The sequence below is a fragment of the Amycolatopsis sp. lyj-108 genome, assembly GCF_046549005.1.
In the GTDB taxonomy this organism is placed as follows: domain Bacteria; phylum Actinomycetota; class Actinomycetes; order Mycobacteriales; family Pseudonocardiaceae; genus Amycolatopsis.
The window spans coordinates 147,499-173,632 of record NZ_JAJPWQ010000016.1; the positions used below are offsets into that span (position 1 = coordinate 147,499).

Genomic DNA, 26,134 nt, shown 5'->3' on the forward strand with positions numbered 1-26,134 from the left:
TCGCCACGTGCCACTCCGACAAGCCGCCACCGCAGCCGGACTCGTTACCGGTTACGTCGCCGACGCCGTGTTCGGAGATCCACGCAGAAGGCATCCGGTCGCCGGCTTCGGCCGCGCCGCGCAAGCCCTCGAACAGCGGGTTTACGCCGACTCGAAGGCGCGGGGCGCGGCGTACACCGCGATCTGCGCGGGCAGCGTCACCGGATTGGGGGTCGCGGCCCAGTTTCTGACCCGCAACCGGCCGTTCGCCCGGTTCGCGCTCACCGCGGCGTCCACTTGGGTGGTTCTGGGCGGCAAGGGGCTCGCGGCCGAGGGCACTCACATGGCCAGATTGCTTGACGACGGCGATCTGCCCGGCGCGCGGCAGCGGCTCTCGCATCTCTGCGCCCGCGACGCCACCGGGCTCGACACCGGACAACTCTCGCGCGCGACCGCCGAGTCCATCGCCGAGAACACCTCGGACGCCGTCGTCGCGCCGCTGCTGTGGGGCGCGGTCGCCGGGATCCCCGGCCTGCTGGGCTATCGCGCGCTCAACACACTCGACGCGATGGTCGGCTATCGCTCGCCGAAGTACGCGAACTTCGGCTGGGCGTCGGCGAGGACGGACGACCTGGTCAACCTGGTCCCGTCCCGGGTCGGCGCGGCACTCACGGTGGCGTCGGCGCCGCTGGCCGGCGGCTTCGCCAAACCCGCGTTCCGCATCTGGCGCCGCGACGGGAAGCACCATCCGAGTCCCAACGCGGGCCAGGTCGAGGCCGCTTTCGCCGGCGCGCTCGGGATCAGGCTGGGCGGGACGAACAGTTACGGCGGCCGTGCCGAACGTCGTGGTGTCCTCGGCGACGGCCGCGAGCCGGAACCGGTGGACGTGCGGCGCGCGGTCCGGCTGTCGCGGGCGGTCGGCCTGGCGGCGCTCGCCGTCGCGGTGGCGGTCACGCGATGACCGGCCTGCTCGTCGCGGGGACGACGTCGGACGCGGGAAAAAGCCTGGTCACCGCCGCGTTGTGCCGCTGGCTCGCGCGCCAGGGCGTGCGGGTCGCGCCGTTCAAGTCGCAGAACATGTCGAACAACTCGATGGTGTGCGCGGACGGCGCCGAGATCGGCCGCGCGCAATGGTTGCAGGCGCGGGCGGCCCGCGTCGAACCCGAAGCCGCGATGAACCCGGTGCTGCTGAAACCCGGGAGCGATCGCCGCAGCCACGTCGTCGCGCTCGGGAAACCGTTCGGCACGCTGGAAGCGGGGGAGTACGCGACCGGCAGGGCCGGTCTCGCCGAGATCGCCTTCGACACCTTCGCCTCACTGCGAAAGCGCTTCGACGTCGTGTTGTGCGAAGGCGCGGGCAGCCCGGCCGAGATCAACCTGCGCGAGGGCGACTACGTCAACATGGGGCTGGCGCGGCGCTTCGGCCTGCCCGTGATCGTCGTCGGCGACATCGACCGCGGCGGTGTCATGGCCGCGATGTTCGGCACCCTCGCCCTGCTGTCCGCCGAAGACCAGGCACTGGTTTCGGGCTGGCTGGTCAACAAGTTCCGGGGTGACGTCGGCCTGCTGCGGCCGGGACTGGAAACACTGGAGAAGCTCACCGGCCGCGAGGTCTTCGGTGTGCTGCCCTGGCTCGACCAGGTGTGGATCGACTCGGAGGACGCGCTGGCCGCCGCGGGCTGGGGCGCTTCAGGCGGGTCTCTCCGGGTCGCCGTCGTGCGGTTTCCGCGTGCCTCCAACGCGACCGACGTCGACGCGCTCGCCGCCGAGCCCGGGGTTTCGGTCGCGCTGACGGCCGATCCGGACACGGTCCGCTCCGCCGACGTGGTGATCCTGCCGGGTTCCCGCGCGACCGTGGACGATCTGGCGTGGCTGCGTGCGCGCGGCCTGGCGGACGCCGTCCGCGCCCGGGCCGAGGCGGGGCGTCCGGTACTGGGCATCTGTGGCGGCTACCAGATGCTGGCCGCCGAGATCGAGGACGACGTCGAGTCCGGCGCCGGAACGGTCCCCGGTCTCGGCTTGCTGCCGACGCGCGTCTCGTTCGGCGCCGACAAGGTGCTGGCCCGGCCCACGGGCTCGTGGCGTGGGCAACCCGTGGAGGCGTACGAAATCCACCACGGCACGGTGACCGCCACCGGCCCCGCCAAGTCCTTTTTGGACGGATACCGGCAGGGCGCGGTGTGGGGCACGATGTGGCACGGCGCCTTCGAGAACGACGGTTTCCGCCGCGCCTGGCTGGGCGAGGTGGCGGACTGGTCACCGGTCGACGGCGCGCCCGGATTCGGCCTGCTCCGGGAGAGCATGCTGGACCGGCTCGCCGACGCCGTCGAAGACCACGTCGACACCGAGGCTCTGCTGAGGCTGATCGAGGACGGTCCCGGCCGCGACCTGCCTTTCGTGCCGCCTGGGGTCTCGTGAAGGGGCCCTTCACGGCATGAGAGTCCGGCGCCGGGCCATCGGAAGCGCTGAAGGAGCCGTCCGCTCATCCCCGCGTCTCGTAAGTGGTAAGGACGTTAGGGCCAACCGTGTTCTAAGTACCTACGGCGGGTACGTCGGGATCGCGGGTCCGTGAAGGCCCCCTTCCCTCGACCTTCACACCTTGCCGAGGTACATGAAGGACCCCTTCCTTGCGCCAGGCGCAAGGAAGGGGTCCTTCATGTACTCAGGAGGGCAGGGGCACTGGTGCCGAGCCGGTCCCTACGCGGTCTTGCCCGCCAACGCCTTCCCGGCCAACGCTTTCTCGGCCAAGGCCCCGAAGGTCAGGCCGAGGGCGGTCCAGAGCACCACCTGCGTGCCCGCCGACGCCAGCCGGAAGGTCCACAGCGTGGAACCCGGGAACCCGTCGGGGACTTCGTCGATCGACGGCAACAGCGCCGCCGCCACCGCGATCACCACGACGTACCCACCCGCGGCGATCAGGCCGCCGCGCCAGGCACCGAGCTTGTCGGCCAGCTTCCGGCCGAACGCCGCCGCCAGGATGCCGACCAGCAGCGAAAGCGCGACGAAGCCGAAGTACAGCGAAGTCCGGCTCCCGATCGTGCCCGCCTGCCCGACGGCAGGCGGATTCCCCGGGTACTTCAGGAACGGCACCAGGAACACGACCACGAAGGCGCCGCCCGCGAGGAGCGCCGCGGTCACCCGCGGCCGAAGGGTGCCGAGCCGTCCGTAGACGAAGGCGAAAGCGAGCGAGAACAGCCCGCCGACCGCGACGCCGTACAGGCCGACGCCGGTCAGCAGACCCACGGTGCTCTGCACACCACGGGTGACGAGCTCTTCCTCGGCCTCGGCGGGAGCGTGCTCGTGGGCACCCGGCGCACTGTGCGAATGCGCGGCGGTGCCTTCGAGACCGATGGCGGTATCGACGGAAGGCTCACCGAAGAAATAGGCGAAAAGGGTCGCCAGGACACCGGCGACCAGGCCCGCGAGCATGCCGCGGACCAGCAAGGTCCTCATCATGGGGTGCTTGCCCGCCTAGTGGCAGGGGAAGGCCAGCAGGTGCCGGCCGTCGTGGACGAACTCATGGACGTACGAGTTCGCGAACACCGACACCGCACCCTGTTCGGCGCTGATGAAGTACAGCGTGATCAGCGAAAGGAGGATGACGAGCACCGCCCAGGGCAGGATCTCCCGGACGGGGATCCGGACGGGGACGGGTACTGCTGCTACCGCTTCGGACATGGCGGTGGGACCTCCTCGGGCTAGCGCGGCCTCTTCAGGGGTTTCACGACGGCTCCGGGTCTGGCTTCCCCGATGGCTCGGGGTCACAGTGGCGCGACCGCGCGGATTCTCACCGCGTTCCGGGTGCCGTCGTCTGGCCGGTCGAGCGTAGGTCGCCTCGGAGCGTCCGGTCAATGTGACGGAACCCGATCGGCGCAGGCTCGTTACGGCGGGCATCCACCGATCGGTTGATGGCGGCTCCACCGTTGTCCGTCCCAGTCGTGGCCACGCGGTTGATTCGGGGGACCCTTCCCGCGCGGCAAGGTTTTCGTATGGCAATCATCGAGGTGGAAAACCTCGTCAAGCGCTACGGCGACCACACCGCGGTGGACGGGGTCGGTTTCGCCGTCGAGCAGGGCGAGATCTTCGGCATTCTGGGCCCCAACGGGGCGGGCAAGACGACGACGGTCGAGTGCGTCGAGGGCCTGCGGGTCCCGGACGGCGGGACCATCCGGGTCTGCGGGATCGACCCGCGACGTGAAACCGGTGAGCTGCGGCAGCTGCTCGGCGCACAGCTGCAGGAAAGCGAGTTGCCGGACAAGCTCAAGGTGGGCGAGGCGATGGAGCTGTACGGCTCCTTCTACCGCGAACCGGCCGACTGGCGGGAACTGCTCGCCACCCTCGACCTGACCGACAAGATCGGCACCCAGTTCCGCCGGTTGTCCGGCGGGCAGAAGCAACGGCTGTCGATCGCGCTCGCCCTGATCGGCAACCCGAGGGTGGCGGTGCTCGACGAGCTCACCACCGGCCTGGACCCGCAGGCCCGCCGTGACGCGTGGGGCCTGATCGAGCGCGTCCGCGAGCGCGGCGTCACGATCCTGCTGGTCACGCACTTCATGGAGGAAGCGGAACGACTGTGCGACCGGCTCGCGGTGATCGACTCCGGCCGGGTCGTCGCGCTCGACACCCCGGCCGGGCTGGTCGCCGGCGTCGACGACCGGCAGCGCATCCGGTTCCGTCCTTCCGCCCCGCTGGACCACTCCGTGCTGACCGCGCTGCCCGAGGTCACCTCGGTCGGCCGCGCGGGCGACCAGCTCGTCGTGACCGGCACCGGGAACCTGCTGCTCGCCGTCACCACCGTGCTCGCCCGCAACCAGGTCACCGCGGCGGGCCTCCGTGTCGAGCAGGCGTCGCTGGACGACGCGTTCGTCGCGCTCACCGGCCGCACCATCGACTCCTGAGGAGAACACCCATGTCCGCCCTCACCCGGCTCACCGTCGCCGAGACCAAACTCTTCTTTCGCGAGCCGATGCTCGTGTTCTTCGTGCTCGCGTTCCCGCCGCTCCTGCTCGTCGTTCTCGGCGCGTTCCCCGCGATGCGAGAACCCAGCCCGGACCTCGGTGGCGACAGGGCGATCACCCTGTATCTGCCGATCATCGTCACGATGGGCCTGGCCATGTTCGCGCTCAACAGCGTGTCCCAGCTGCTCGCCACCTACCGGGAGAAAGGCGTGCTGCGGCGCATGCGGACCACCCCGGTCAAACCGCACCTCATGCTCGGCGCGCAGCTGCTGATGTCCACGATCATGTCCGTGGCGACGATGCTGGTCGTGCTGGCCATCGGCAGGGTGATGTACGACGTGGGCCTGCCCCGGCAGCTGTTCGCCTACCTGATCGGGTATCTGCTGACGGCGCTCGCGATGTTCGCGATCGGCCTGCTCGTCGCCTCCGTCGCGCCGACCGGCAAGAGCGCGGGCGCGATCGGGACCCTGCTGTTCTTCCCGATCCTGTTCTTCGCCGGTCTTTGGGTGCCGCGCGCCGAGATGAACGACGTCCTGCGGAAGATCAGCGACTTCTCCCCGCTGGGCGCCGGCGTGCAATCATTGCAGGACGCCGCCGCCGGTCACTGGCCGCAACCACTGCAGGTGGCGGTCTTGCTGGGGTGGACGATCGTGGCAGGCGGGCTGGCCGCCCGGTACTTCCGCTGGGAGTGAGTGGTGAGCATCGAAGCGGAGCTGCGTGCGGAGTTCGACCGCTGGGAACGGGTCGAGACGGCGGTCTTCAAGGTCCTTCCGTACATCCTGCTGGCGGTCGGCGTCCTCATCTCGGTGCTGTTGCCGATCTGGCGGGTGCCTGTTCAGCTGCCGACGGTGCTCGCGCTTTCGGCCGGGATTCTGGCCTGGTCGTTCTGGTTCCACACGCTTCACCCGGAATGGCACCGGAACGGCCCGCTGATGGGCCTGTACTACACGGGTCTGATGGCGCTGACGGCCTCCTTGGTCGCGATAGCGCCGTGGTACGGCCTGTTCGCCTTCATCGGCTACCCCCAGGCGTTCCACTATCTGAAGGGGCGCTGGCGGTACGCGGGGGTCGCGGCCACGTCCGTGATCTCGGCGGTGGCGTACCTGGGCGGGCTGAGGGGCATCCAAGACGAGGACATGTGGGTGGCGTGGGCGGCGCTCAGCGTGGTCATCACCGTGCTGGCCGGGGCCTTCTCCCATATCGCCGAGCAGTCCGACCAGCGCAACCTCAAGCAGAAGCAGGCGCTCGTCGAGTTGCACGAGGCGAACGCCAGGCTGGAAGCGGCGCTGGAGGAGAACGCCGGCTTGCACGCCCAGCTGCTGGTCCAGGCACGCGAGGCCGGGGTGCTCGACGAGCGGCAGCGGATCGCCAGGGACATCCACGACACGTTGGCTCAGGGCCTGGCAGGCATCCTCACCCAGCTCCAGGCCGCCGAGCAGACCCTGGGCGAGCCCCCGGTGCTGCGACGGCACCTGACGAACGCGATGGACCTCGCGAGGGAAAGCCTGACCGAGGCTCGCCGGACGGTGCACGCGGTGCAGCCGGAGCCGCTCGCCGAGGGCAGGCTCCAGGACGCGATCGGCGAGGTGGCCAGACGCTGGTCGGAGGTGAACCACGTCGACGCGGTGCTGACCACCACCGGCGACCCCCGGCCGATGCACGCCGACGTCGAGGTGACGTTGCTGCGGGCCGCGCAGGAAGCACTGGCCAACGTGGCCAAGCACGCGAAGGCGGGCCGAGTCGGCCTGACCCTGTCGTACATGGAGGATCTGGTGACGCTCGATGTGCGCGACGACGGGGTGGGTTTCGAGCCCACTGCCAAGCGCGCCAACGGTTCCGCCCACGGCGGATTCGGGCTGGCCGGTATGCGGCAGCGCGTGCAGCGCCTGGCCGGACGGCTCGACATCGAGTCGGAGCCGGGTGGGGGCACCGCGATCTCGGCTTCCGTGCCGGCGATCACGGCCGGAGCCGAGCGATGATCTCGCTGCTGATCGTCGACGACCACCCGGTGGTACGGGACGGGCTGCGGGGCATGTTCAGCGCCGACCCGCGCTTCGAGGTCCTCGGTGAGGCAGCGGACGGCGAGGAGGCCATCACCGCCGGGGTGAAGCTCCGGCCCGACGTGATCCTCATGGATTTGCGGATGCCCCGCGTCGACGGCGTCACGGCCATCGAGGAGCTGGCGAAACGCGGGGTTGCTTCGCGGATCCTCGTGCTCACCACGTACGACACGGACAGCGACATGCTGCCCGCCATCCAGTCCGGTGCCACCGGCTACCTGCTGAAGGACGCGCCAAGGGAGGAACTGTTCCGCGCGGTGGAGGCGGCCGCGCAGGGGAAGGCGATGCTTTCTCCCGCCGTCGCGACCCGGCTGATGGGGCAGATGCGGCAGCCGACCTCGGGGCCGCTCTCACATCGTGAACTCGAAGTCCTGGAACTGATCGCCCAGGGCTCGACGAACCGCGAGGCGGCGAAGAGGTTGTTCATCAGCGAAGCGACGGTGAAGACACACCTGCTGCACGTGTACGCGAAACTCGACGTCAACGACCGGGCGGCGGCCGTGGCCACCGCGTTCTCCCAGGGGTACCTGACCCCGCGCGGCTGAGGCGAGGGCGTTGGCGGAATCCCTGCCGTCCACGGCGGGGCGCATGCCAAAATCCAGCTATGACACCTGCGGTGGCGGCACTCGATGTCGGCGGAACGTCCATCAAGGCGGCCCTGTACGACGCTGACCTGAAAGACCTCGCCAGCCTGCGCGAGCCGACGGCGCGCGGAGCGGACGGCGAGGCGCTCGCGGACCAGGTCGCGCGGATCGTCGAAACGCTGGGCAAGCAGGCGGGCACCGGCACGCCCGACGCCGTCGGCGTGGTCATCCCTGGCATCGTCGACGACGTCGAGCGGGTGGCGCGGTTCTCGGCGAACCTCGACTTCCGGAACGTGCCGTTCGGCGAGATGCTCGACCGCAGGCTGGGGCTGCCGTTCGCGTTCGGGCACGACGTCCGCGCGGGCGGGCTCGCGGAGTTCCGGGTCGGCGCGGGCAAGGGTTGCACCGACGCCGCCTTCATCCCGGTCGGCACCGGGATCGCGGCCGCGCTCCAGCTCGACGGGAAGCTGTACGCCGCTGGCGGGCAAGGCGGCGAAATCGGGCACATCGACGTCGGCCACCGGTTGCCGTGCGGCTGCGGGGCGACCGGATGCCTCGAAGCGATCTCCTCCGCGTCGGCCATCGCCCGCCGCTACAGCGAGCACACCGGGCGCCCGGCCGAAGGCGCCGAGCAGGTGGTCGACGCCGCCCGGCACGGTGACGAAGCCGCGATCTCCGTGGTCAACGACGCGCTCGAGGGGCTCGGCCACGGCATCAAGACCCTGGTCACCTTGCTCGCGCCGGAAGTCGTCGTCCTCGGCGGCGGCCTGTTCACCGCGGGCGACTACGTCCTCGAGCCGGTGCGGGCGTGGCTGGCGGCGAACCTGCAGTTCCAGCGGATGCCCGAACTGCGGATCGCGCAGCTCGGCGACGAGGCCGGCAGGCTGGGCGCGGCGCTGCTGGCGCTCGACCGGCTCAAGCCTTGACCACCCGCACGCCTTCCTCCTCGAAGGCGTGCACTCGCGCGGGGTCCGCGCGGCCGTCGGTGACGAGCACGTCGACATCGGTGGTCGCGCAGATCTTCGCGAAGGCGTGACCGCCGAGTTTCCCGCTGTCGGCGAGCACGACGACCTGACGGGCACGGGCCGCCATCAGCCGGTTCGTGCTCGCGTCACCTTCGTGGTGCGCCTGCGCGCCGTGCACCGGATCGAAGGCGTCCACCCCGAGGAACACCAGATCCAGCGAGATCTGGTCGAGGAACAGCTGTGACAGCGGCCCGGACAGGTCGAACGACTGTTGTCGCGCGACCCCGCCGGTCACCACGATCTTGATATTGGGCCGCACGGCGAGTTCGTGGGCGATGTTGAGCGCGTTCGTCACCACGGTGAGCGCCGGTCCGCCGGTCGCCTCGCCCATATCCGGCCGGGTCGCGAGCGCGCGGCCCACTTCGGTGGCCGCCGTGCCGCCGTTGAGCCCGACCACCATTCCGGGGTCGACCATTTTGGCCGCGGCGGCGGAAATCCGTTGCTGTTCCGGCGCGTTGCGGGCCGCCTTGTGCCGCAACGGAAGGTCGTAGGCCACGTTGCTCGCGACGGCACCGCCGCGCGTGCGGACCACGAGATTCCGGCCCGCCAGGTGATCGAGATCCCGGCGGATCGTCGCGGGTGAGACACCGAGTTCGCCCGCCGAAACCTCGACGTCGACTTTTTCCCGCACGCCCACCATGTCCAATAAAGCCGTCAGCCGTTCATGGCGATTCATCTCCAGCTCCCTCCCCGAAGCGCGATGTCGCTTACCGCACCGGACAAAGTACTACGCGTCGCGATACGGGCGGAGGGAAGCAGCAGGTTTGGGACATCGGGAAGAAAAAGGCGCCGGCCACCCCCAGTGTGACCGGCGCCCGTCTTTACGCCCGTTCCGGTGACGCCGGGCGGATAATCCGCCATCCGATCACCGGAACCGGCCGCAGTACGTGAAGGATCAGCCCTTTCCGTCGAGCCCCCGCAAGAAGGCGAGTGACGGCATGAAGAAGTAGTCGCCGCCCTTCAAGGTCACCGCCTGCGGGATCGGATCCGCGGTCACCGTTCGCGTGCCCGCCCATTCCGTGGTGTAGACGGATTCCGGGCGCGGGCCCTGGCCGATCACCGGATCGAGCCCCGGCGGCTTGACCCCGTCGGCCGGGACCGGGAACCCGGGGTTGTTCGACCAGTTCGCCTGGGTGAACTCGAACTGGTCGCCCAGCGCCGAATTGAACGCCATGAACAACAGGCCGACCCCGCCGCTCGGCCGGGCCGAAGGCGGCAGGTCGGCGTTCGGGTCGTCGGCCCGTTCGCCGTACGGCACGCCTCGCCGCGCCATCAGGTGCAGACGCTCCTGCGGTGGCTCTTCCGCGCCGCCGCTGCCCCGCGGATTCGTCTTGCGGATATGGGCCTGGAAGGGGCATTTGGCGCCGGCGACGTCGTTTCCGTAGTCGAAGTTGTTCGGTACCGGACTTTCCGCGCCTTCTTCCCGTTGCGCGGTCAGCGGCGTGCCGTCCTCGAACCGGCCGACGATCATCGCCCCCGCGCGTTCCCGGTCTTCGCCGACGAGACCCAGCTGATCCGCCAGTGCCTCTTCCGACTGCTTGAACCGCCGCACGTTCTGTTCCAGTTTGCGGAAAACGAAGTAGCTGCCGAAATGCACTTCGGGATCGGGAGCCGCGTGATCCGGGACGAGCACCTGGTTCAGTGGCGCGGTCGGATTCCAGACGTTGATCCCGTCCGATTCCGTCTTTTCCGCTTGGATGTCCTCGATCAGGAAGAGCGGCTGGCTCCGGCCGTCGACGTAACCGAAATGTTCGATACCGTCGCCGTTGACGTTCACGCGGCCGAATCCGGTTTCCTCGGCGACCACGGAAATCGTCGGCGGAATCAGCGTCAGAACCTCGTTCCGGCGTGCGGTCATCGCCGCGTCCGCGCCGTCACCGATGATGACCACGGCGTGGATTTCGTCGTGGTACCCACTGTCGAATGTGGAGCGTGGCGGGTCGTTCAGCTTCTCGCGGATCTCTTGCGCGCGCATGCCCACAAGGAAGGATTCGTCTTGTGGTCCCTCGATTTTCAGGAACCGGTAGCCTGCCGACGTCAGCCCCGTGCCGACGTAGGGCGTCCCCTTCACCCCTTCGGTCTTGAAGCGCTCGACCTCGGTCAAGTGGGTCTTCGCGGACTTCATCAGCGGGACGATCGACGCGAGGAACTTCTTCGCGCTGGCGGCCTCCGAAAACCGGAGGAAAAGCGCGGAAAAATGGTCGCGAGCGTGTGCTTTGAGGATGTTCGGCTGTAGTTCTTCGAGCATTTTCGCGGCGTCTCCGCTCGCGGTCTTCCATTCCAACGGCATGCTCAGGTCGACGGACATAGCAAGGAACCCCCTCCTCGGAAACCCCGTCCGGCGGCCAGGCCGATGGTGCCGGTCTTCGTCGCCGTGCGGGTCTTACCCCTTGATACAACCGATACCGAAACCTCGCCGTCCTCACCCGCAAGTACCCTCTTTCGGCGGTTTTATCACCCGAAAGAACCAAAGCGATCGTCACGCCCCGCAATTCGTCACCTACTTGCGAGAGTCGCACGCGTCGGCCAAGTACATGAAGGCCCCCTTCCTTGCGTCAGGCGCAAGGAAGGGGGCCTTCATGTACTGAACAGCCGCCTAGGTGAGAGGCCGGTCGGTCGGCGCGATCGGGGCGGGCAGGACGTCCCGCCCGGTGAGGAACGCGTCCACCCCGGCCGCGGCGGAGCGGCCTTCGGCGATCGCCCACACGATGAGCGACTGGCCGCGGCCCATGTCGCCCGCCACGAACACGTTGTCGACGCTGGTCTTGAACGCCTTGTCGCGGGCGACGTTGCCGCGCTGGTCCAGTTCGACGTCGAGCGACTCCAGCAGGCCTTCCCGCTCCGGGCCGACGAAGCCCATCGCGAGCAGCACCAGTTGCGCGGGCAGTTCGCGTTCCGTTCCGGGAACCGGGACGAACTTGCCGCCCTCGTTGCGCACCTCGACCAGCTTCAGCGCGCGCACGCGCCCGTCGGCGTCGGCCAGGAACTCCTGGGTGTTGACCGAGTACAGCCGCTCGCCGCCTTCTTCGTGCGCGGACGAGACGCGGTAGATCATCGGGTACGTCGGCCACGGATGCGCGTCGGACCGCGAAAGCGGCGGCTTCGGCATGATCTCCAGCTGCGTCACCGACTTCGCGCCCTGGCGGTGCGAGGTGCCGACGCAGTCCGCGCCGGTGTCGCCGCCGCCGATGACCACGACGTCGAGGCCCTCGGCGCTGATCGGCGACACGTCCAGCTCGCCGGCGGCGACCCGGTTGGCGTGCGGGAGGAACTCCATCGCCTGGTGGATGCCGTTGTGCTCGCGGCCGTCGATCGGCAGGTCGCGCCACGCCGTCGCGCCACCGGCCAGGACCACAGCGTCGTAGGAGGACTTGAGTTCCTCGACGGTGAGGTCGACGCCGACGTTCACCGACGTCCGGAACTCCGTGCCTTCCGCGCGCATCTGGTCGAGGCGCCGGTCGAGGCGGTGCTTCTCCATCTTGAATTCGGGGATGCCGTAGCGCAGCAGCCCGCCGATCTTGTCGGCCCGCTCGAAGACCACGACACTGTGGCCCGCGCGCGTGAGCTGCTGCGCCGCGGCGAGTCCCGACGGGCCGGATCCGACCACCGCCACCTTCTTGCCGGTCTTGACGACCGGCGGTTCCGGCGTGACCCAGCCTTCTTCGAAGGCCCGGTCGATGATCGAGATCTCGACCCGCTTGATGGTGACGGGATCGTCGTTGATCCCGAGCACACACGCCGTCTCGCACGGCGCCGGGCAGAGGGTCCCGGTGAACTCCGGGAAATTGTTGGTCGCGTGCAGCCGCTCGGCCGCCTCACGCCAATCGTCGCGCCAGGTCAGCGTGTTCCACTCGGGGATGAGGTTCCCGAGCGGGCAGCCCTGGTGGCAGAACGGGATGCCGCAGTCCATGCAGCGTCCGGCCTGCTTCTGCAGTTTCGACGTCGCGAAGTCCTCGTACACCTCGCGCCAGTCCATCAGGCGCAGGTCGACGGGACGGCTCTTGGGCGTCTCGCGAGTGGTGGTCAGAAAGCCCTTGGGGTCAGCCATGTGCGGCCTCCATGATCGCCTCGTTCACGTCACGCCCGTCGCGCTCGGCCTCAGCCTGCGCCGCGAGCACGCGCTTGTAGTCCTTCGGCATGACCTTGCCGAACCGGTCGACGGCGGCGTCCCACTCGGCGAGCAGCGCACGCGCGACCGCGGACTCCGTTTCGTCGTAATGCTTTTCGAGCGCCTCGCGCAGGAAGTCCACATCGGACGAATCCAGCGGGTCGACGTCGACCATCTCCGGGTTGATCCGGTGCACGGGCAGGTCCAGCACGTAGGCGACGCCGCCGGACATGCCGGCCGCGAAGTTGCGGCCCACGTTGCCGAGCACGACGACACGGCCACCGGTCATGTACTCGCAACCGTGGTCGCCGACGCCCTCGACGACGGCCAGCGCGCCGGAGTTGCGCACGCAGAACCGCTCACCGACCTTGCCGCGGATGAAGATCTCGCCGCTGGTCGCGCCGTAGCCGATCACGTTGCCCGCGATGATGTGCTCTTCGGCGTTGTACCGCGCCACCTTCGGCGGCCGCACGATGAGCCGTCCACCGGAGAGACCCTTGCCGACGTAGTCGTTGCCGTCGCCGTAGAGCCGCAGCGTGATGCCCTTGGGCACGAACGCGCCGAACGACTGACCGGCGGTCCCGGTGAAGGTGACGTCGATCGTGTTGTCCGGCAGGCCTTCGCCGCCCCACCGCTTGGTGAGCTCGTGGCCGAGCATGGTGCCGACGGTCCGGTTCACGTTGCGGACCGGCAGTTCCAGCCGCACCTTGTCCCCGGAGGACAGCGCGCCCTCGGCGAGCTGGATCAGCGTGTTGTCGAGCGCCTTCTCCAGCCCGTGGTCCTGCACCGTCTGCTGGTGCCGCAGACCGGCCGGGGCCATCGCGGGCACGTGGAAGATCGGCGACAGGTCGAGCCCGGCGGCCTTCCAGTGATCGATCGCCTTGCGCTTGTCGAGCATCTCCGCGTGGCCGACGGCCTCGGCGATGGACCGGAAACCCAGCTCCGCCAGGTACTCCCGGACCTCCTGGGCGATGAACTCGAAGAAGTTCACCACGTACTCCGCCTTGCCGCTGAACTTCTCACGCAGCTTGGGGTTCTGCGTCGCGACGCCGACCGGGCAGGTGTCGAGGTGACACACCCGCATCATGATGCAGCCGGAAACCACCAGCGGCGCGGTCGCGAAACCGAACTCCTCGGCGCCGAGCAGCGCGGCGATGACGACGTCACGGCCGGTCTTGAGCTGGCCGTCGGTCTGCACGACGATCCGGTCGCGCAGCCGGTTGACCAGCAGCGTCTGCTGCGTCTCGGCGAGCCCGAGTTCCCACGGGCCGCCCGCGTGCTTGATCGACGACAGCGGGGAAGCACCCGTGCCGCCGTCGTGCCCGGAGATGAGCACGACGTCCGCGTGCGCCTTGGACACACCGGCCGCGACCGTGCCGACGCCGACCTCGGACACGAGCTTCACGTGGATGCGCGCGGCCGGGTTGGCGTTCTTGAGGTCGTGGATCAGCTGGGCGAGATCCTCGATCGAGTAGATGTCGTGGTGCGGCGGCGGCGAGATCAGCCCGACACCCGCCGTGGAGTGCCGCGTCTTCGCGATCCACGGGTACACCTTCGCGCCGGGCAGCTGGCCGCCCTCGCCGGGCTTCGCGCCCTGCGCCATCTTGATCTGGATGTCGTCGGCGTTGACCAGGTATTCGCTGGTGACGCCGAACCGGCCGCTTGCGACCTGCTTGACCGCGCTGCGGCGTTCGGGATCGTAGAGCCGGTCCGGATCCTCGCCGCCCTCACCGGTGTTCGACTTGCCGCCGAGCCGGTTCATCGCGATGGCCAGGGTTTCGTGCATCTCCGCCGAAATCGAGCCGTAGGAGATCGCGCCGGTGGCGAACCGCTTGACGATCTCGGAGACCGGCTCGACCTCTTCGATCGGCACGGCGGGCCGCTGCCCGATCTTGAAGTCGAACAGCCCGCGCAGTGTGTACAGCTTCTGCGCCTGGTCGTCGACGGCCTTCGTGTACTCCTTGAAGACCTCGTACTTCCCGGCACGGGTGGAGTGCTGCAGCTTGAACACCGTCTGCGGATTGAACAGATGCGGCTCGCCCTCGCGGCGCCACTGATAGTCCGAGCCGGTCTCCAGCTCGCGGTGGTTCGCGCGGAACCCGTCGCGCGGGAACGCCCGGCGGTGCCGCTCGGCGACTTCCAGTGCGAGCGTGTCGAAGCCGACGCCGCCGAGCCGGGAAGTGGTGCCGGTGAAGCAGTTCTGGATGACCTCGTCGCCGAGCCCGACCGCTTCGAAGATCTGCGCGCCGGTGTAGGAGGCCACTGTGGACACTCCCATTTTCGACATCGTCTTGCGGACGCCCTTGCCCAGCGCCTTGATCAGGTTCGCGGTGGCCTGTTTGGCGGTGGCACCGGGGATCAGGCCCTGGTCGGCCATCTCCTCGACGGTCGCCATCGCCAGATACGGGTTCACCGCCGCGACGCCGTAGCCGATCAGCAGCGCGATGTGGTGCACCTCGCGCGCGTCGCCCGCCTCGACGATGAGGCCGACCTGCGTGCGGGTCTTCTCGCGCACCAGGTGGTGGTGCACCGCGCCGGTGAGCAGCAGCGACGGGATACCCGCGTGGTCTTCGTCGATCCCGCGGTCGGACAGCACGATCAGCCGCGCGCCCTCGGCGATGGCCGCGGACACCTCGGCCCGGATCTCGTCGAGCCGCCGCACGAGCGCCTCGCCGCCGCCGTGGACGTCGTAGGTGCCGTGCACGGTGACCGCCTGGAACTCCGGCAGGTCGCCGTCGTCGTTGACGTGCACGAGTTTCGCGAACTCGTCGTTGTCCAGCACGGGGAAGGGCAGCACGATCCGGCGGCACGACTTCGCGTCGGCCTCCAGCAGGTTCGGCTGCGCGCCGAGCTGGGTGCCGAGCGCGGTGACGAGTTCTTCGCGGATCGCGTCCAGCGGCGGGTTGGTCACCTGGGCGAAGAGCTGGATGAAGTAGTCGAAGATCAGCCGAGGACGGCTGGACAGCGACGCGATGGGGGAGTCGTTGCCCATCGAGCCGATCGGCTCCGCGCCGGTGCGGGCCATCGGCTGGAGCAGGACGTCCAGTTCCTCTTCGGTGTAGCCGAAAGCCTGCTGACGGCGGACGAGCGCGGCGTGCGGCGGGATCTCGCGCTCACGCTCGGGAAGCCCGTCGAGCGGGAGCAGCCCGTCCTCGACCCATTCGTCGTACGGATGCTCGGTGGCGAGCCGGTCCTTGATCTCCTCGTCCTCGACGATCCGGCCGGCGGCCGTGTCCACGAGGAACATGCGGCCCGGCTCCAACCGTCCTTTCCGGACGATCGTGGACTGGTCCAGCTCCAGCACGCCGACTTCACTGGCGAGGACGACGAGGCCGTCTTCGGTGACCCAGTACCGGGCGGGGCGCAGGCCGTTGCGGTCGAGCACCGCGCCGATCTGGGTGCCGTCGGTGAAGGAGACCAGCGCGGGGCCGTCCCACGGTTCCATCAGTGTCGAGTGGAACTCGTAGAACGCGCGGCGCGCGGGGTCCATCTCCTGATGGTTCTCCCAGGCCTCCGGGATCATCATCAGCACCGCGTGCGGCAGCGGCCGCCCGCCGAGGTGGAGCAGCTCCAGCACCTCGTCGAAGGACGCCGAGTCGCTCGCGCCGCGGGTGATGATCGGGTAGATCCGCTTGAGGTCACCGGGGATCAGGTCGGATTCGAGCAGCGCCTCACGCGCGTCCATCCAGTTGCGGTTGCCGCGCAGGGTGTTGATCTCGCCGTTGTGGGCGACGTACCGGTACGGATGCGCCAGCGGCCACGACGGGAAGGTGTTGGTGGAGAAGCGGGAGTGCACCAGGCCGATGGCGCTGGTGACGCGCTCGTCGGTGAGGTCGGCGAAGAACTTCTCGACCTGCGGCTCGGTGAGCATTCCTTTGTAGACGATCGTGCGGGAGGACAGGCTCGGGAAGTAGACGTCATCCTCGACGAGCGCGTGCTCGGCGCGTTTGCGCACCACGAAGGCGGCGCGTTCCAGAGCCAAGCCCTCCAGCGCGTCCTGTCCTGCCAGGAACAGCTGGCTGAAGTGCGGCATGGTCTCGGCCGCGCCCGTCCCGACGTGGTCGGTGTCGACGGGGAGGTCGCGCCAGCCGAGTACGCGCATGCCCTCTTCGGCGGCGACGCGCTCGATGGTCGTCATCGCCCGGCCGCGGGCGTTTTCGTCCTGCGGAAGGAAAGCCGTGCCGACGGCGTACGCGCCGGGCTCGGGAAGTTCGAAGCCGACGACCTCGCGGTAGAACTCGTCGGGGACCTGGATGAGGATCCCGGCGCCGTCGCCGGTCTCCGGGTCGGCGCCGCGGGCTCCGCGATGTTCCAGGTTCCGCAGCGCGATCAGTGCTTTGGCGACGATGCCGTGATCGCGTTTACCGGAGAGGTCTGCGACGAACGCGACACCACAGGCGTCATGTTCGAACTCCGGGTCGTACAGGCCTTCGGGGGCCTTGCTGCCCTTGTTGCTGGCATGGTGGGTCACGGCTGGCCGCCTCCCAAGGCGTCGGCGCGACCGGTACCACTCCGTTCGGGTGGTTCGTGCGTGAACCAGTTAACGGAGTGGTCCGGGACCGCGATGGTCAGTCGAGAGGGAACGATCCCGCCCGCGGAAACGGGGGCAGGCCTCGTAGAGCCGCACTGCACTGGGCGGCCGATGCGCATATCGGTACTGCTGTGCACATGGGTGCCGTCTGGCCACTGTGGTGGGCGGCTGACGGGTACACGTGTTACTCCCGGGTTCGCCGGTCTTATGACGATAGTGTGAAATCGCTGTTATCGACATACGTCTCTTGGTCGGGGTGGGAAATGCCACGCGGGCGTTGACTTCAAACATCATCTGCCCACTGGCTGGAATGAGATGTCCACTGAGTGGAGCATCGGCGCTCTGACCTGCGTAAACGATCGCTCACCTAGTCCGATAGTGTGACCTGGATCGCGCGGGAGAGTGGGTTTCGCCGGTGTTGCGGTGACCCGCGGTGACCATCGGATCGCCCGAACGGCAGAGCGATCTGCCTGGTTTGAGAGGCTTGGCCGATGGCGGATCGTTATCTCACCGTGGCGGGCACCGGGGTCCACGAGATCGAAATCCGGCGGTCACGCTTCCTCTGCGCGCTCGCCCCGGTCACCTCGGAAGAGGCCGCCCGCTCGCTGATCGCGGCCCGCCGGAAGGCTGAACCGTCGGCCCGGCACCACTGTCACGCGTTCGTGTTAGGCGCCGACGGCAGGGCTCAACGTTCGAGTGACGACGGCGAGCCCGCGGGCACGGCGGGCACCCCGATGCTCGAGGTGCTCCGCCGCCGGGAGCTGACCGACACGGTCGCGGTGGTGACCCGGTACTTCGGCGGGGTGCTACTCGGCGCCGGCGGCCTGATCCGCGCGTACGGCCAGGCCGTTTCGGAGGCCGTCGACGTCATCGGCGTCCGGGAGTACCGGCGGCTGCGGCTGGTGGAGGTCGTCGTCGACTACGACCGGGCCGGACGGCTGGAGAACGACATCCGCTCGTCGCCGTACCTGCTGCACGCGACCCGGTTCGAGGACGTCGCCCACTTCGACGTCGGGCTCGCGCCGGACCAGGGCGACGCGTTCCACGCCTGGCTCGCCGACCTCACCGGCGGGGAGGCCCTCGCCGAGGAGATCGGGGAGACCTGGCTGCCCACCCCGTGATCAGACGGCGTTCACACGTGATTGAAGGCGTAACTCACGTGATTGAAGGCGTAACTCGATGATCGCCGTCTGATCACGCGAGTTACGTCTCTGATCACGCGAGTGACGGGTTTGGTCACGGGCGGCTGCGGGCTCGCCACTCTTCCAGCGTGATGGCGTACTCGACCTCACCCTCCTCCGTGCCGGGGATCGGGTTGTCGAAGTGCTCGTGACAGGTCCGGACGTGCCGCATCCCGATCTTCTCCATCACCCGCCGCGAGCCGAGGTTCACCGCCATCGTTCCCGCCCAGACCCGCTGGGCCCCCAGTTCCGTGAAACCCTTCTCCAGGAGTGCGAGCGAACCTTCGGTCGCATAGCCCTTGCCCCAGGAAGACCGGTTCAGCCGGTAGCCCAGTTCGGGGTCGTCCGTGTGATGACCGCGCAGCGGACGGAAATGGAACCACCCCAGAAAAGACCCGCTGGATTTCTCGATCGCCGCCCAGAACCCGTAACCGGGGAAACGCTCGTAGTAACCGAGAAACGCGGGAAGGTCGTGTTCTTTGATCTCCGCCCTGTCGGCGGGTTCGCCCCCATTGAGGTACCGCATGACTTCGGGGTCGTCGTAGAGCGCGAACAGGTCGTCGACGTCGGCGTCGGTGAACTGCCGCAGCAGGAGCCGCTCGGTCTCCAGAAAGACACGCATCGGCAAAGCGTGGCGCCGAGGGCGTGCCCGGGCAACCCGTTTTACGCGGCGACCCCGGGCCTGGCGAGGCCGCCCAGCGCCACCGCTCCGGCGTCGGTGAGCAGGGCGGGCACGCGCTCACCCCACCGGCCGCCCCTGGCGGGCGCCACCAGGCCGAGGTGGGCCAGGCGGTGCGCCGTGTGCTGGTCGCAGCAGGCGAGGCCGTCTACGAACAGGTCCGGCTCGCAGCTGCAGCTGATTTCGGCGTGGCCCTCGGCCACGGCTCTCAGGGTGGCCCGCTCACGATGGTTCAGTTCCGTCCGAACGTCCATGGCGTGCCTCCTTTCTGTTCCGCTCTGAACAGTGAAACCCATACCCCCGACAGTTTCCGTCTTCTCCGATGCGAAGTCTCGGATTTAGGGCGTACTTAAGGGTGGTGTGTCGCGTATTCAAGGGTGAACACCTAGGGGCTGTCACCCGGTATTCGGCGCGGAAGCGGTTCCAGCTCGGTCTTGCGCAGATGCCGGAAAATGATCGAACTGCGGAATCCGATGATCTCTTTACGCTTCGCCAAGCGATCCACCAGGAATGCGTGGAGCTGATCGACGTCCTGCGCGGCGACGTGGATCAGGAAATCATCGCTGCCCGCGGTGACGAAGACCGAAAGGACCTCCGGCAATTCCGCGACCGAACGCTGGAAGGAGTCGATCACCTCCCGGCTCAGCGGCCGCACCTGCGCCGAGACCATCGCCTGCACGCCGCGGTTGAGGCTGCGCAGGTCGATGTCGGCGTGATAGCCGCGGATGACGCCGCGCTCCCGCAGCAGCCGCGTGCGTTCCAGGCAGGTCGACGGCGCGACGCCGACCTTGCGGGCGATGTCGCGGTTCGACTGCCGCGCATCCGCCTGGAGTTCCCGGATGATCGCCGAATCAAGTTCGTCCACGCCTGCTCCTTCGCTTCTTCTGCCGAATAACGTTCGGCAGAACCCCTGCGAACCTGAGGATCAGCCTAACTTCGGCGCAAGTAGGTGACTAATTGCGTGGAAGGGGACGAAATGTCCGTACAGGAGCTGGTCGTCCGGCGGGGCCGCCGATCCGGGGTGACCACGATGGTGGCGGTGCACTCGCGCACGCTCGGCCCGGCCGTCGGCGGCTGCCGGTTCAAGGTTTATCCGCGCATCGAAGACGCGATCGGCGACGTCCTGCGGCTGTCCGCGGCGATGACGCGCAAATGCGCTGTCGCGGGCCTGGACTTCGGCGGCGGTAAGAGCGTCGTCGCCCTCAATGCCGTGCCGACCGCCGAGCAGCGGCGCGAGATCCTGCTCGACCACGCCGACCTCATCGAGTCACTCGACGGTGCGTATCTTGCCGGCCCGGACGTCGGCACCGGCCCGGAGGACATGCTGGTGCTGCGTGAACGGACCCCGCACGTGTTCTGCCTCCCCGAGGAGCACGGCGGCACCGGTTCGTCGAGCGGGCCGACCGCCGTCGGGGTGCTCGCCGCGCTGCGGGCGGGCGCGCGGGCGGTCTTCGGCGACGACGACATGAAAGGCCGCCGGGTGGTCATCAGCGGCTACGGCTCGGTCGGCGCCCACCTCGCGGCCGACCTGGTCGAGCAGGGCGCGAAGGTCACCGTGTCCGATGTGGACGAACGGCGCCTAGCCGCCGCCGAGGAGCAGGGCCTGAGCGTCGCCCGGCCGGAGGAGGTGCTCGGCATCGAGGCCGACGTCCTGATCCCGGCCGCGGTCGGCGGCGTCTTCGGCCCCGGAACCGAGGTCGCCGCGCCGCTCGTCGTCGGCCCTGCCAACAACCAGCTCACCGACGACACGATGGCGGAAGATCTCGCCGCCAAGGGGGTCTTGTGGATCCCGGATTTCGTCGCGAGCGCCGGGGGAGTCGTCTACACGCTCGGCCGCGAGGCCGAAAGCCTCACCCACGCCGAAGCACTCGCCCGCGTCGAAACCCTGGAGGAAACGACGCGAAGGATCCTCGACGCCGCTTCGGCCAACGGCACCACACCGTTGGCCGAAGCGGACGCACTCGCCGAAGCCCGCCTCACTTCTGGTGCGGGGCCACGTACTCCTTCGCCTCGGGAGCCTCGAACAGCGGCTTGACGTAGCGGACCCCGCCCTCGGCCGACGCGTCCGGTGTCGCCGCGTACACCTGGCGCGTCGCCGGGGTGCCCGCCTTCGAGAAGTCCAGTGCCGCCACCAGGTCGCCGGTGCTCGCCGACGTCGTCTGCTTCAGCGCCGTGGCGATACCCTCCCGGGTGAGGTCCTTGTTCTCGCAGGCCTTCTTGAGCACCGTGCCCCACACCTCGCCGACCGCGTAGCCGTAGGGGATCCCGCCGTTCGGGGTCTCCTTGTACGCCGCCTTGTACTTCGTCGCGACGTCCTTGGCCTTGGGGATGTCGGCGGAGAACGGGACGCTGCTGGCGACGATCGTCAGCTTGTCCAGCGCGTTCGCCGCCGGGCTCTTCAACAGCACGGGGTCGAACACCGGGTTGTTGCCGAGCACGGGGACGTTCAGCCCGAGTGCCTTGTTCGCCGCGAGCGCGGAACCGGTCTGCGCCGGGGTGGTGGTGAGGACGATGGATTTCACCCCGGAGCCCTTGAGCCCGGTGATGATGTTGGTGAGGTCGTTGTCGGTCGAGGTCACCTTGACCTCTTTGACCGTCAGATTGTGCTTCTTGGCGTAGAACTGCGAGCCGCGCAGGCCGTTCTTGCCGTACTCGCCGTCGATGTAGACGTGCCCGATCGTGTCGCCGTCCTTCACCAGGCCCTGTTCCTGGAAGTAGGAAAGGCCGTCGATGATCTCCAGGTCGTAAGTCGTCCCGACGATCATCACGTACGGATTGTCGAGCAGTTCCGAAGACCACGACGCGGGCGCGGCGACGGTCTTGTCCGACGCGATGTTCTGCTTCAACGCGGCCACCACCGGCGAGCCGAGCAGCTGCACGAAGCCGAGCACCTTCGGCTCGATCTGCGGATACAGCGTCTTCGCCGTGTCCGCCTTGTAGCCGTGGTCGACGGTCTCGAGTTTGACCTGACGGCCGCACGCCCCGCCCGCGGTGTTGAAGTCCTTGGCCCACAACTCGTTGCCCTGCGTGATGCCGAGCCCGAGGTTCTTGAACACCCCGGTCTTGTCGGTCATCACACCGAGGGTGATCTCCGAGGCCGTCACCCCTTTGTCGGTCTTGACGCCCGAACCGTCCGCCCCCGAGGACCCCGAGTCGCCCGCTTTCGTGCTGCACGCCGAGAGGGCGAGGACCGCCGCCAGCGCGACGGCCGGATATGTGCGCTTCATTTGTCTTGCTCCTCCGGGAGACGATGTTTCTTGGCGGGGGTGATCCGTCGGCCGATCGCGGCGAGCCCACCCGGTTCGAAGAGCACCACGAGGATGATCGCGGCACCGTAGACGAACGAGCTGACCAGGATCGGGGTCAAGGCGCCGTCCCCGGTTCCGGAGAACCAGCCGAGATCGGCGGAATACAGCGAAAGCACCTGCGGCAGCCCGTTGACGATCAGCGCGCCGATCAGCGCGCCCGGTACCGAGCCGAGTCCCCCGATGATCACCATGGCCAGGAAGGCGATGGAGATGTTGATGCCGTACGTACCGAATTCGCTCTCGTCGGGTTTGAGGATGTCGAACCACAGCACGGTCATCGCGCCGGCGAGCCCCGCGTACGCCGAGGAGACCGCGAACGCGCCCGCCTTGGCCCGCGTGACGCTGACGCCCATCACGGACGCGGCGGCTTCGTTGTCCCGCACCGCCCGCCACGACCGGCCGACCCGGCTGCGCACCGCCGCCTTGGCGACCACGAACGCGAGCACGGTCAGCAGCAGGAACAGGTACCAGAGCCGTTCCGCCTGCCGGATCGGCACGCCCATCAGTTCGATCTCCGGGCCGCCGTTGGTGAACGGGAAACCGAAGAGCGAGAACGGTTCGGGGGTGCGCCCGGTCGACGTCCCGCCGGTCAGCGTTTCGGCCGACTGTCCGAAGTAGAGCCCGAGGAACACGAGCGACAGTGACGCGACACCGAGGTAGATCCCGCGCAGCCGTCCGGAAACCGGCGCGAACGCCAGCCCCAGCAGAGCGGTGATGACCACCGCGCCGACCAGCGACAGAGCGGGATCGAGGCCGAGGCCGAACACGCGCTCGTCGTCGGCCGGTCCGGAAAGGACGGTGTACCCGGTCGCGCCCGCCAGCAGGAAGAACGCGTGTGCCAGCGACAACTGCCCGGCCTGCCCGACCAGCAGGGTGAGCCCGATCGCGCCGACGCCGCCGATCATCATGTACTGCCCGGCCTTCAGCCAGGCGGCGTCGAGGTACAGCGGGATCGCCAGCAGGACGACGAGCAGCGCGACCCAGGCCAGCGCCTTGAGCAGCCGCCTCCGATCGCGTTTCGCGGGCCGTTCGGGCGGAGCCGCGGCAGGGGTTTTCACAGCGGTGTCAGACACGTGTGCTCTCCCTCGTCCCGAACAACCCCGACGGCCGCACCACCAGCACCACGAGCATCACCAGGAAGACCGCGCTCTTGGAGAAATCGAACGACACGTACTGCGCCGAAAGCGCCTCGACCAGCCCGACGACCAGGCCACCCACCACCGCGCCCGCCGTCGAGTCGAGCCCGCCGAGGATGGCCGCGGGGAACGCCGCGAGCGCGATGGAGTGCGTGCCGCGGGACAGTCCCGCGCCGGAGAAGTCCTGCGTGGCGATGAAGAGCACCGCGACCCCGGCGAGCACCCCGGCGACCACCCACGCCGTCGCCGTCACCCGGGAACTGCGGATCCCCATCAGCGCGGCGGCTTCGCGGTTCTCGGCCTGGGCCCGCATCGCGACACCCCAGTTCGAGTACTTGAAGGCCAAGGTGAACGCGGTGATCAGCACGGCGGCGACCACCAGCGCCACCAGATGCGTGCGGAACAGGGTGATCCCGCCGATCTGGAACGGCTGCGCGTCCCAGGCGTCGCCGAGGAACGGCAGCGTGACACCGAGGCGCCGCACGATCTCCTCGGTGACGATCACATCGACGCCGATGGTCAGCAACGCCAGGCTGTTCGCGTCCGCGTGCCGCGAGCGGGACAGCAGGAACCGTTCCAGCAGGAGGGCCAGCAGACCGGCGGAGACGATGCCGACCAGTGAAGCACCCGCCCAGCCGAGCGATTCGCGGGTCACGACGACCAGGTAGCCGCCGAAGAGCACGAGCGAGCCGTGCGCGAAGTTGACCACCTCGGTGGCCTTGAAGATGATCACGAAACCCAGCGCCAGCAACGCGAACACCGCGCCCTTGCCGAGTCCGTTCACCACGAGTTGCAGGAAAGTGTTCACGCCGAGGCCTCCGTGCCGAGATATGCCCTGATCACGTCCGGATCCGACTGGACCTCGGCCGGGGTGCCGTCGGCGATGCGCCTGCCGAAGTCCAGGACGGTGACCCGGTCCGCGATGCCCATCACCAGCCCCATGTCGTGTTCCACCAGCAGGATCGAGATGCCGAGTTCGTCACGGACGTCGCGGATCGTCCCGGCCAGTTCGGCGGTCTCGGTCGCGTTCATACCCGCGGCCGGTTCGTCGAGCAGGAGCAGGACCGGTTCGACGGCGAGCGCGCGGGCGAGGTCGACGCGTTTCACCGCGCCGTAGGGCAGCGCCCCGACCGGGAGGTCCACCAGTGCACCGATGCCGAGGAAGTCGCAGATCTCCCGCGCCCGCGCGGAATGCCGTCGTTCGGCGCGGACCGTCCACGGCAGCCGGAGCCCGCAGGCGAGGAAGCCGCCCTTGGTCAGCGCGTGCCGTCCGAGCATGACGTTGTCGAGCACGGTGGAGCCGGGGGAGAGGGCGGCGTTCTGGAACGACCGGCCGACCCCGAGGCCGGCGAGCCGGTGCGGCGGGAGTCCGGAAAGGACGGTGTCGCCGAGCCGGACGCTGCCGCTGTTCGCCCGGTAGAGCCCGCTGATCACGTTGAAACAGCTGGACTTCCCGGCGCCGTTCGGGCCGATGAGCGCGTGCAGCGAACCGGACCCGACGGTGAACGAGACGTCGTCCAGCGCGGTGATCCCGCCGAAACGCAGGGTCACGTTCTCGACGTGCAACTCGGGCGGTGTCATCCTGCCCACCTCGTCAGGCTCCGGCCCGCGCGCTGCTTGCGGGCGTCTGCGGCTTCGGCCTCGGCGGTGGCCTGCGATTCGGCGTGGCCGCCGAGGTAGAGCCGCTGGACCTCCTCGCTCGCCGCGAGCTCGGCCGTCGTCCCGGCCAGCGCGACCCGGCCTACTTCCAGGACGATCGCGTGATCGGCGACGCGCAACGCCATCACGGCGTTCTGCTCGACCAGCACCACGGCGGTGCCCTGGTCGTGGATCTCGCGGATGATGTCGCCGATCTGCTCGACGATCTTCGGCGCGAGACCGAGCGAAGGTTCGTCGAGCAGCAGTAGCCGCGGGCCGGACATCAGCGCGCGGCCGATCGCGAGCATCTGCTGCTCACCGCCGGAAAGCAGGCCCGCGCGTTGTTTGGCCCGCTCGGACAGGACCGGGAAGAGCTCGTCGACACGTTTCCTCGCGGCGGCGCGCTGTTCCGGGGAACGGGCGCCGATCCCGCCCGCGCGCAGGTTCTCCTCGACCGTCATCCGCGCGAACACCTGACGGCCTTCGGGGACGCCGACCACGCCGAGACCGACGATGCGGGCAGGGTCGAGTTTGGACAGTGGTTTGCCGTCGTAGCGCACCTCGCCCGCGGAAACCGAGCCCCGGTGCATACGCAGCGTGCCCGACACGGTGCGGAGCAGCGTCGACTTCCCGGCCCCGTTGCTGCCGAGCACTGCAAGCACTCCATCGGGCGAAACGTCGAGGTCGACCCCGTGCAGTGCGGCCACCGATCGGCCGTACCGCACCTGAAGATCACGGACACTGAGCAAGCCGCCTCCTCCGTTCGTGTGACACGAGTCACGATCGGTGGCGGTCATCCTGCGTGGGCACCCTCCGTTGCGTTACCCCCACGTGGAGACCCACCCGGCTACAAAACGGACACGACGCAACTCGGCACCTGGTTGCGATACTTGCGCGCGCAACCCCCGCAATTCGTCACCTACTTGCGGTGGTTCGACGTCGCACTA

General features: G+C 68.7%; 23 protein-coding genes. 9 read left to right on the forward strand and 14 right to left on the reverse strand.

From position 1 onward, the window contains the following. Window positions 1-7 precede the first annotated feature (7 nt). Window positions 8-940 (forward strand): cobalamin biosynthesis protein, encoded by a 933-nt coding sequence (locus tag ACLJO0_RS40710; protein ID WP_410585243.1) that lies wholly within the window; start codon window positions 8-10, stop codon window positions 938-940. Then, window positions 937-2,397 carry a cobyric acid synthase gene (locus ACLJO0_RS40715; protein ID WP_410585245.1) on the forward strand — a complete coding sequence of 487 codons (1,461 nt, stop codon included), beginning with the start codon at window positions 937-939 and terminating at the stop codon, window positions 2,395-2,397. The genes ACLJO0_RS40710 and ACLJO0_RS40715 overlap by 4 nt, the downstream gene beginning before the upstream one ends. Before the next feature lie 279 nt (window positions 2,398-2,676). On the opposite strand, the gene ACLJO0_RS40720 is transcribed toward ACLJO0_RS40715, so the two are convergent. Both ACLJO0_RS40720 and ACLJO0_RS40725 read right to left on the reverse strand, forming a co-directional pair. Beyond that, complete coding sequence (locus tag ACLJO0_RS40720) at window positions 2,677-3,435, reverse strand: CbtA family protein (RefSeq protein WP_410585247.1); 759 nt, start codon at window positions 3,433-3,435, stop codon at window positions 2,677-2,679. A 15-nt stretch (window positions 3,436-3,450) separates the two neighbouring features. After that, a complete protein-coding gene (locus ACLJO0_RS40725) occupies window positions 3,451-3,657 on the reverse strand; it encodes a CbtB domain-containing protein (RefSeq protein ID WP_005162643.1) in 207 nt (68 codons plus the stop codon). A gap of 311 nt (window positions 3,658-3,968) precedes the next feature. On the opposite strand from ACLJO0_RS40725, the gene ACLJO0_RS40730 reads away from it, so the two are divergent. From ACLJO0_RS40730 to ACLJO0_RS40750, 5 genes are all read left to right on the forward strand, one after another. Continuing rightward, the gene (locus tag ACLJO0_RS40730; protein WP_410585249.1) at window positions 3,969-4,877 is read left to right on the forward strand and encodes an ABC transporter ATP-binding protein; all 909 of its coding nucleotides are present in this window, start codon (window positions 3,969-3,971) and stop codon (window positions 4,875-4,877) included. 11 nt (window positions 4,878-4,888) lie between these two features. Then, a complete protein-coding gene (locus tag ACLJO0_RS40735; RefSeq protein ID WP_410585251.1) occupies window positions 4,889-5,629 on the forward strand; it encodes an ABC transporter permease in 741 nt (246 codons plus the stop codon). 3 nt (window positions 5,630-5,632) lie between these two features. Then, complete coding sequence (locus tag ACLJO0_RS40740) at window positions 5,633-6,916, forward strand: sensor histidine kinase (protein WP_410585253.1); 1,284 nt, start codon at window positions 5,633-5,635, stop codon at window positions 6,914-6,916. After that, window positions 6,913-7,542: a response regulator gene (locus ACLJO0_RS40745; protein ID WP_410585255.1), complete on the forward strand. Its 630-nt coding sequence runs from the start codon at window positions 6,913-6,915 to the stop codon at window positions 7,540-7,542. The genes ACLJO0_RS40740 and ACLJO0_RS40745 overlap by 4 nt, the downstream gene beginning before the upstream one ends. 71 nt (window positions 7,543-7,613) lie before the next feature. Next, window positions 7,614-8,507: an ROK family protein gene (locus tag ACLJO0_RS40750; protein WP_125785777.1), complete on the forward strand. Its 894-nt coding sequence runs from the start codon at window positions 7,614-7,616 to the stop codon at window positions 8,505-8,507. Here the strand turns inward: ACLJO0_RS40750 and ACLJO0_RS40755 are convergent. From ACLJO0_RS40755 to gltB, 4 genes are all read right to left on the reverse strand, one after another. Then, window positions 8,497-9,282 (reverse strand): DeoR/GlpR family DNA-binding transcription regulator, encoded by a 786-nt coding sequence (locus tag ACLJO0_RS40755; protein WP_410585257.1) that lies wholly within the window; start codon window positions 9,280-9,282, stop codon window positions 8,497-8,499. The genes ACLJO0_RS40750 and ACLJO0_RS40755 overlap by 11 nt on opposite strands. 219 nt (window positions 9,283-9,501) lie before the next feature. After that, window positions 9,502-10,914: a Dyp-type peroxidase gene (locus tag ACLJO0_RS40760; RefSeq protein ID WP_410585259.1), complete on the reverse strand. Its 1,413-nt coding sequence runs from the start codon at window positions 10,912-10,914 to the stop codon at window positions 9,502-9,504. Window positions 10,915-11,202: 288 nt separating this feature from the next. Continuing rightward, window positions 11,203-12,654 carry a glutamate synthase subunit beta gene (locus ACLJO0_RS40765; protein WP_410585261.1) on the reverse strand — a complete coding sequence of 484 codons (1,452 nt, stop codon included), beginning with the start codon at window positions 12,652-12,654 and terminating at the stop codon, window positions 11,203-11,205. Beyond that, on the reverse strand, window positions 12,647-17,185 hold the full coding sequence (gene gltB, locus ACLJO0_RS40770) for a glutamate synthase large subunit (RefSeq protein ID WP_410585263.1): 4,539 nt from the start codon (window positions 17,183-17,185) through the stop codon (window positions 12,647-12,649). The genes ACLJO0_RS40765 and gltB overlap by 8 nt, the downstream gene beginning before the upstream one ends. Window positions 17,186-17,736: 551 nt before the next feature. Between gltB and ACLJO0_RS40775 the strand changes: the two genes are divergently transcribed. After that, window positions 17,737-18,366 (forward strand): YigZ family protein, encoded by a 630-nt coding sequence (locus ACLJO0_RS40775; protein ID WP_410585265.1) that lies wholly within the window; start codon window positions 17,737-17,739, stop codon window positions 18,364-18,366. A 115-nt stretch (window positions 18,367-18,481) separates the two neighbouring features. Here the strand turns inward: ACLJO0_RS40775 and ACLJO0_RS40780 are convergent, their stop codons facing one another. The 3 genes from ACLJO0_RS40780 to ACLJO0_RS40790 form a co-directional block, all read right to left on the reverse strand. Next, window positions 18,482-19,048 (reverse strand): GNAT family N-acetyltransferase, encoded by a 567-nt coding sequence (locus ACLJO0_RS40780; RefSeq protein ID WP_410585267.1) that lies wholly within the window; start codon window positions 19,046-19,048, stop codon window positions 18,482-18,484. A 41-nt stretch (window positions 19,049-19,089) separates the two neighbouring features. Beyond that, window positions 19,090-19,359 carry a hypothetical protein gene (locus ACLJO0_RS40785; protein ID WP_125785740.1) on the reverse strand — a complete coding sequence of 90 codons (270 nt, stop codon included), beginning with the start codon at window positions 19,357-19,359 and terminating at the stop codon, window positions 19,090-19,092. A 131-nt stretch (window positions 19,360-19,490) separates the two neighbouring features. Next, window positions 19,491-19,970, reverse strand: coding sequence for an Lrp/AsnC family transcriptional regulator (locus tag ACLJO0_RS40790; protein ID WP_125797093.1), 480 nt, complete (start codon window positions 19,968-19,970; stop codon window positions 19,491-19,493). 111 nt (window positions 19,971-20,081) lie between these two features. On the opposite strand from ACLJO0_RS40790, the gene ACLJO0_RS40795 reads away from it, so the two are divergent. Continuing rightward, window positions 20,082-21,140, forward strand: a complete 1,059-nt coding sequence (locus tag ACLJO0_RS40795; RefSeq protein WP_410585268.1) for a Glu/Leu/Phe/Val dehydrogenase dimerization domain-containing protein — start codon at window positions 20,082-20,084, stop codon at window positions 21,138-21,140. Here the strand turns inward: ACLJO0_RS40795 and ACLJO0_RS40800 are convergent. The 5 genes from ACLJO0_RS40800 to ACLJO0_RS40820 are packed head-to-tail and all read right to left on the reverse strand — an operon-like array spanning window position 21,082 to window position 25,936. Next, window positions 21,082-22,332 (reverse strand): ABC transporter substrate-binding protein, encoded by a 1,251-nt coding sequence (locus ACLJO0_RS40800; protein WP_410585269.1) that lies wholly within the window; start codon window positions 22,330-22,332, stop codon window positions 21,082-21,084. The genes ACLJO0_RS40795 and ACLJO0_RS40800 overlap by 59 nt on opposite strands. Beyond that, entirely contained in the window at window positions 22,329-23,486 is a 1,158-nt protein-coding gene (locus ACLJO0_RS40805) for a branched-chain amino acid ABC transporter permease (protein WP_410585270.1), read from the reverse strand. The genes ACLJO0_RS40800 and ACLJO0_RS40805 overlap by 4 nt, the downstream gene beginning before the upstream one ends. Further along, window positions 23,479-24,357 (reverse strand): branched-chain amino acid ABC transporter permease, encoded by an 879-nt coding sequence (locus tag ACLJO0_RS40810; RefSeq protein WP_125785745.1) that lies wholly within the window; start codon window positions 24,355-24,357, stop codon window positions 23,479-23,481. Before ACLJO0_RS40810 ends, ACLJO0_RS40805 begins: the two co-directional genes overlap by 8 nt. After that, window positions 24,354-25,130 (reverse strand): ABC transporter ATP-binding protein, encoded by a 777-nt coding sequence (locus ACLJO0_RS40815; protein WP_410585271.1) that lies wholly within the window; start codon window positions 25,128-25,130, stop codon window positions 24,354-24,356. Before ACLJO0_RS40815 ends, ACLJO0_RS40810 begins: the two co-directional genes overlap by 4 nt. Then, a complete protein-coding gene (locus ACLJO0_RS40820; RefSeq protein WP_125797099.1) occupies window positions 25,127-25,936 on the reverse strand; it encodes an ABC transporter ATP-binding protein in 810 nt (269 codons plus the stop codon). Before ACLJO0_RS40820 ends, ACLJO0_RS40815 begins: the two co-directional genes overlap by 4 nt. Window positions 25,937-26,134 lie beyond the last annotated feature (198 nt).

Bases quoted from the DNA above. Each gene is read 5' to 3' on its own strand.
- ACLJO0_RS40725 (WP_005162643.1), bottom strand. From the start codon at position 3,657: ATGTCCGAAGCGGTAGCAGCAGTACCCGTCCCCGTCCGGATCCCCGTC.
- ACLJO0_RS40730 (WP_410585249.1), top strand. From the start codon at position 3,969: ATGGCAATCATCGAGGTGGAAAACCTCGTCAAGCGCTACGGCGACCAC.
- ACLJO0_RS40755 (WP_410585257.1), bottom strand. From the start codon at position 9,282: ATGAATCGCCATGAACGGCTGACGGCTTTATTGGACATGGTGGGCGTG.
- ACLJO0_RS40815 (WP_410585271.1), bottom strand. From the start codon at position 25,130: ATGACACCGCCCGAGTTGCACGTCGAGAACGTGACCCTGCGTTTCGGC.
- ACLJO0_RS40800 (WP_410585269.1), bottom strand. From the start codon at position 22,332: ATGAAGCGCACATATCCGGCCGTCGCGCTGGCGGCGGTCCTCGCCCTC.
- ACLJO0_RS40735 (WP_410585251.1), top strand. From the start codon at position 4,889: ATGTCCGCCCTCACCCGGCTCACCGTCGCCGAGACCAAACTCTTCTTT.
- ACLJO0_RS40715 (WP_410585245.1), top strand. From the start codon at position 937: ATGACCGGCCTGCTCGTCGCGGGGACGACGTCGGACGCGGGAAAAAGC.
- ACLJO0_RS40760 (WP_410585259.1), bottom strand. From the start codon at position 10,914: ATGTCCGTCGACCTGAGCATGCCGTTGGAATGGAAGACCGCGAGCGGA.
- ACLJO0_RS40720 (WP_410585247.1), bottom strand. From the start codon at position 3,435: ATGATGAGGACCTTGCTGGTCCGCGGCATGCTCGCGGGCCTGGTCGCC.
- ACLJO0_RS40780 (WP_410585267.1), bottom strand. From the start codon at position 19,048: ATGCGTGTCTTTCTGGAGACCGAGCGGCTCCTGCTGCGGCAGTTCACC.
- ACLJO0_RS40745 (WP_410585255.1), top strand. From the start codon at position 6,913: ATGATCTCGCTGCTGATCGTCGACGACCACCCGGTGGTACGGGACGGG.
- ACLJO0_RS40795 (WP_410585268.1), top strand. From the start codon at position 20,082: ATGTCCGTACAGGAGCTGGTCGTCCGGCGGGGCCGCCGATCCGGGGTG.
- ACLJO0_RS40765 (WP_410585261.1), bottom strand. From the start codon at position 12,654: ATGGCTGACCCCAAGGGCTTTCTGACCACCACTCGCGAGACGCCCAAG.
- ACLJO0_RS40775 (WP_410585265.1), top strand. From the start codon at position 17,737: ATGGCGGATCGTTATCTCACCGTGGCGGGCACCGGGGTCCACGAGATC.
- ACLJO0_RS40785 (WP_125785740.1), bottom strand. From the start codon at position 19,359: ATGGACGTTCGGACGGAACTGAACCATCGTGAGCGGGCCACCCTGAGA.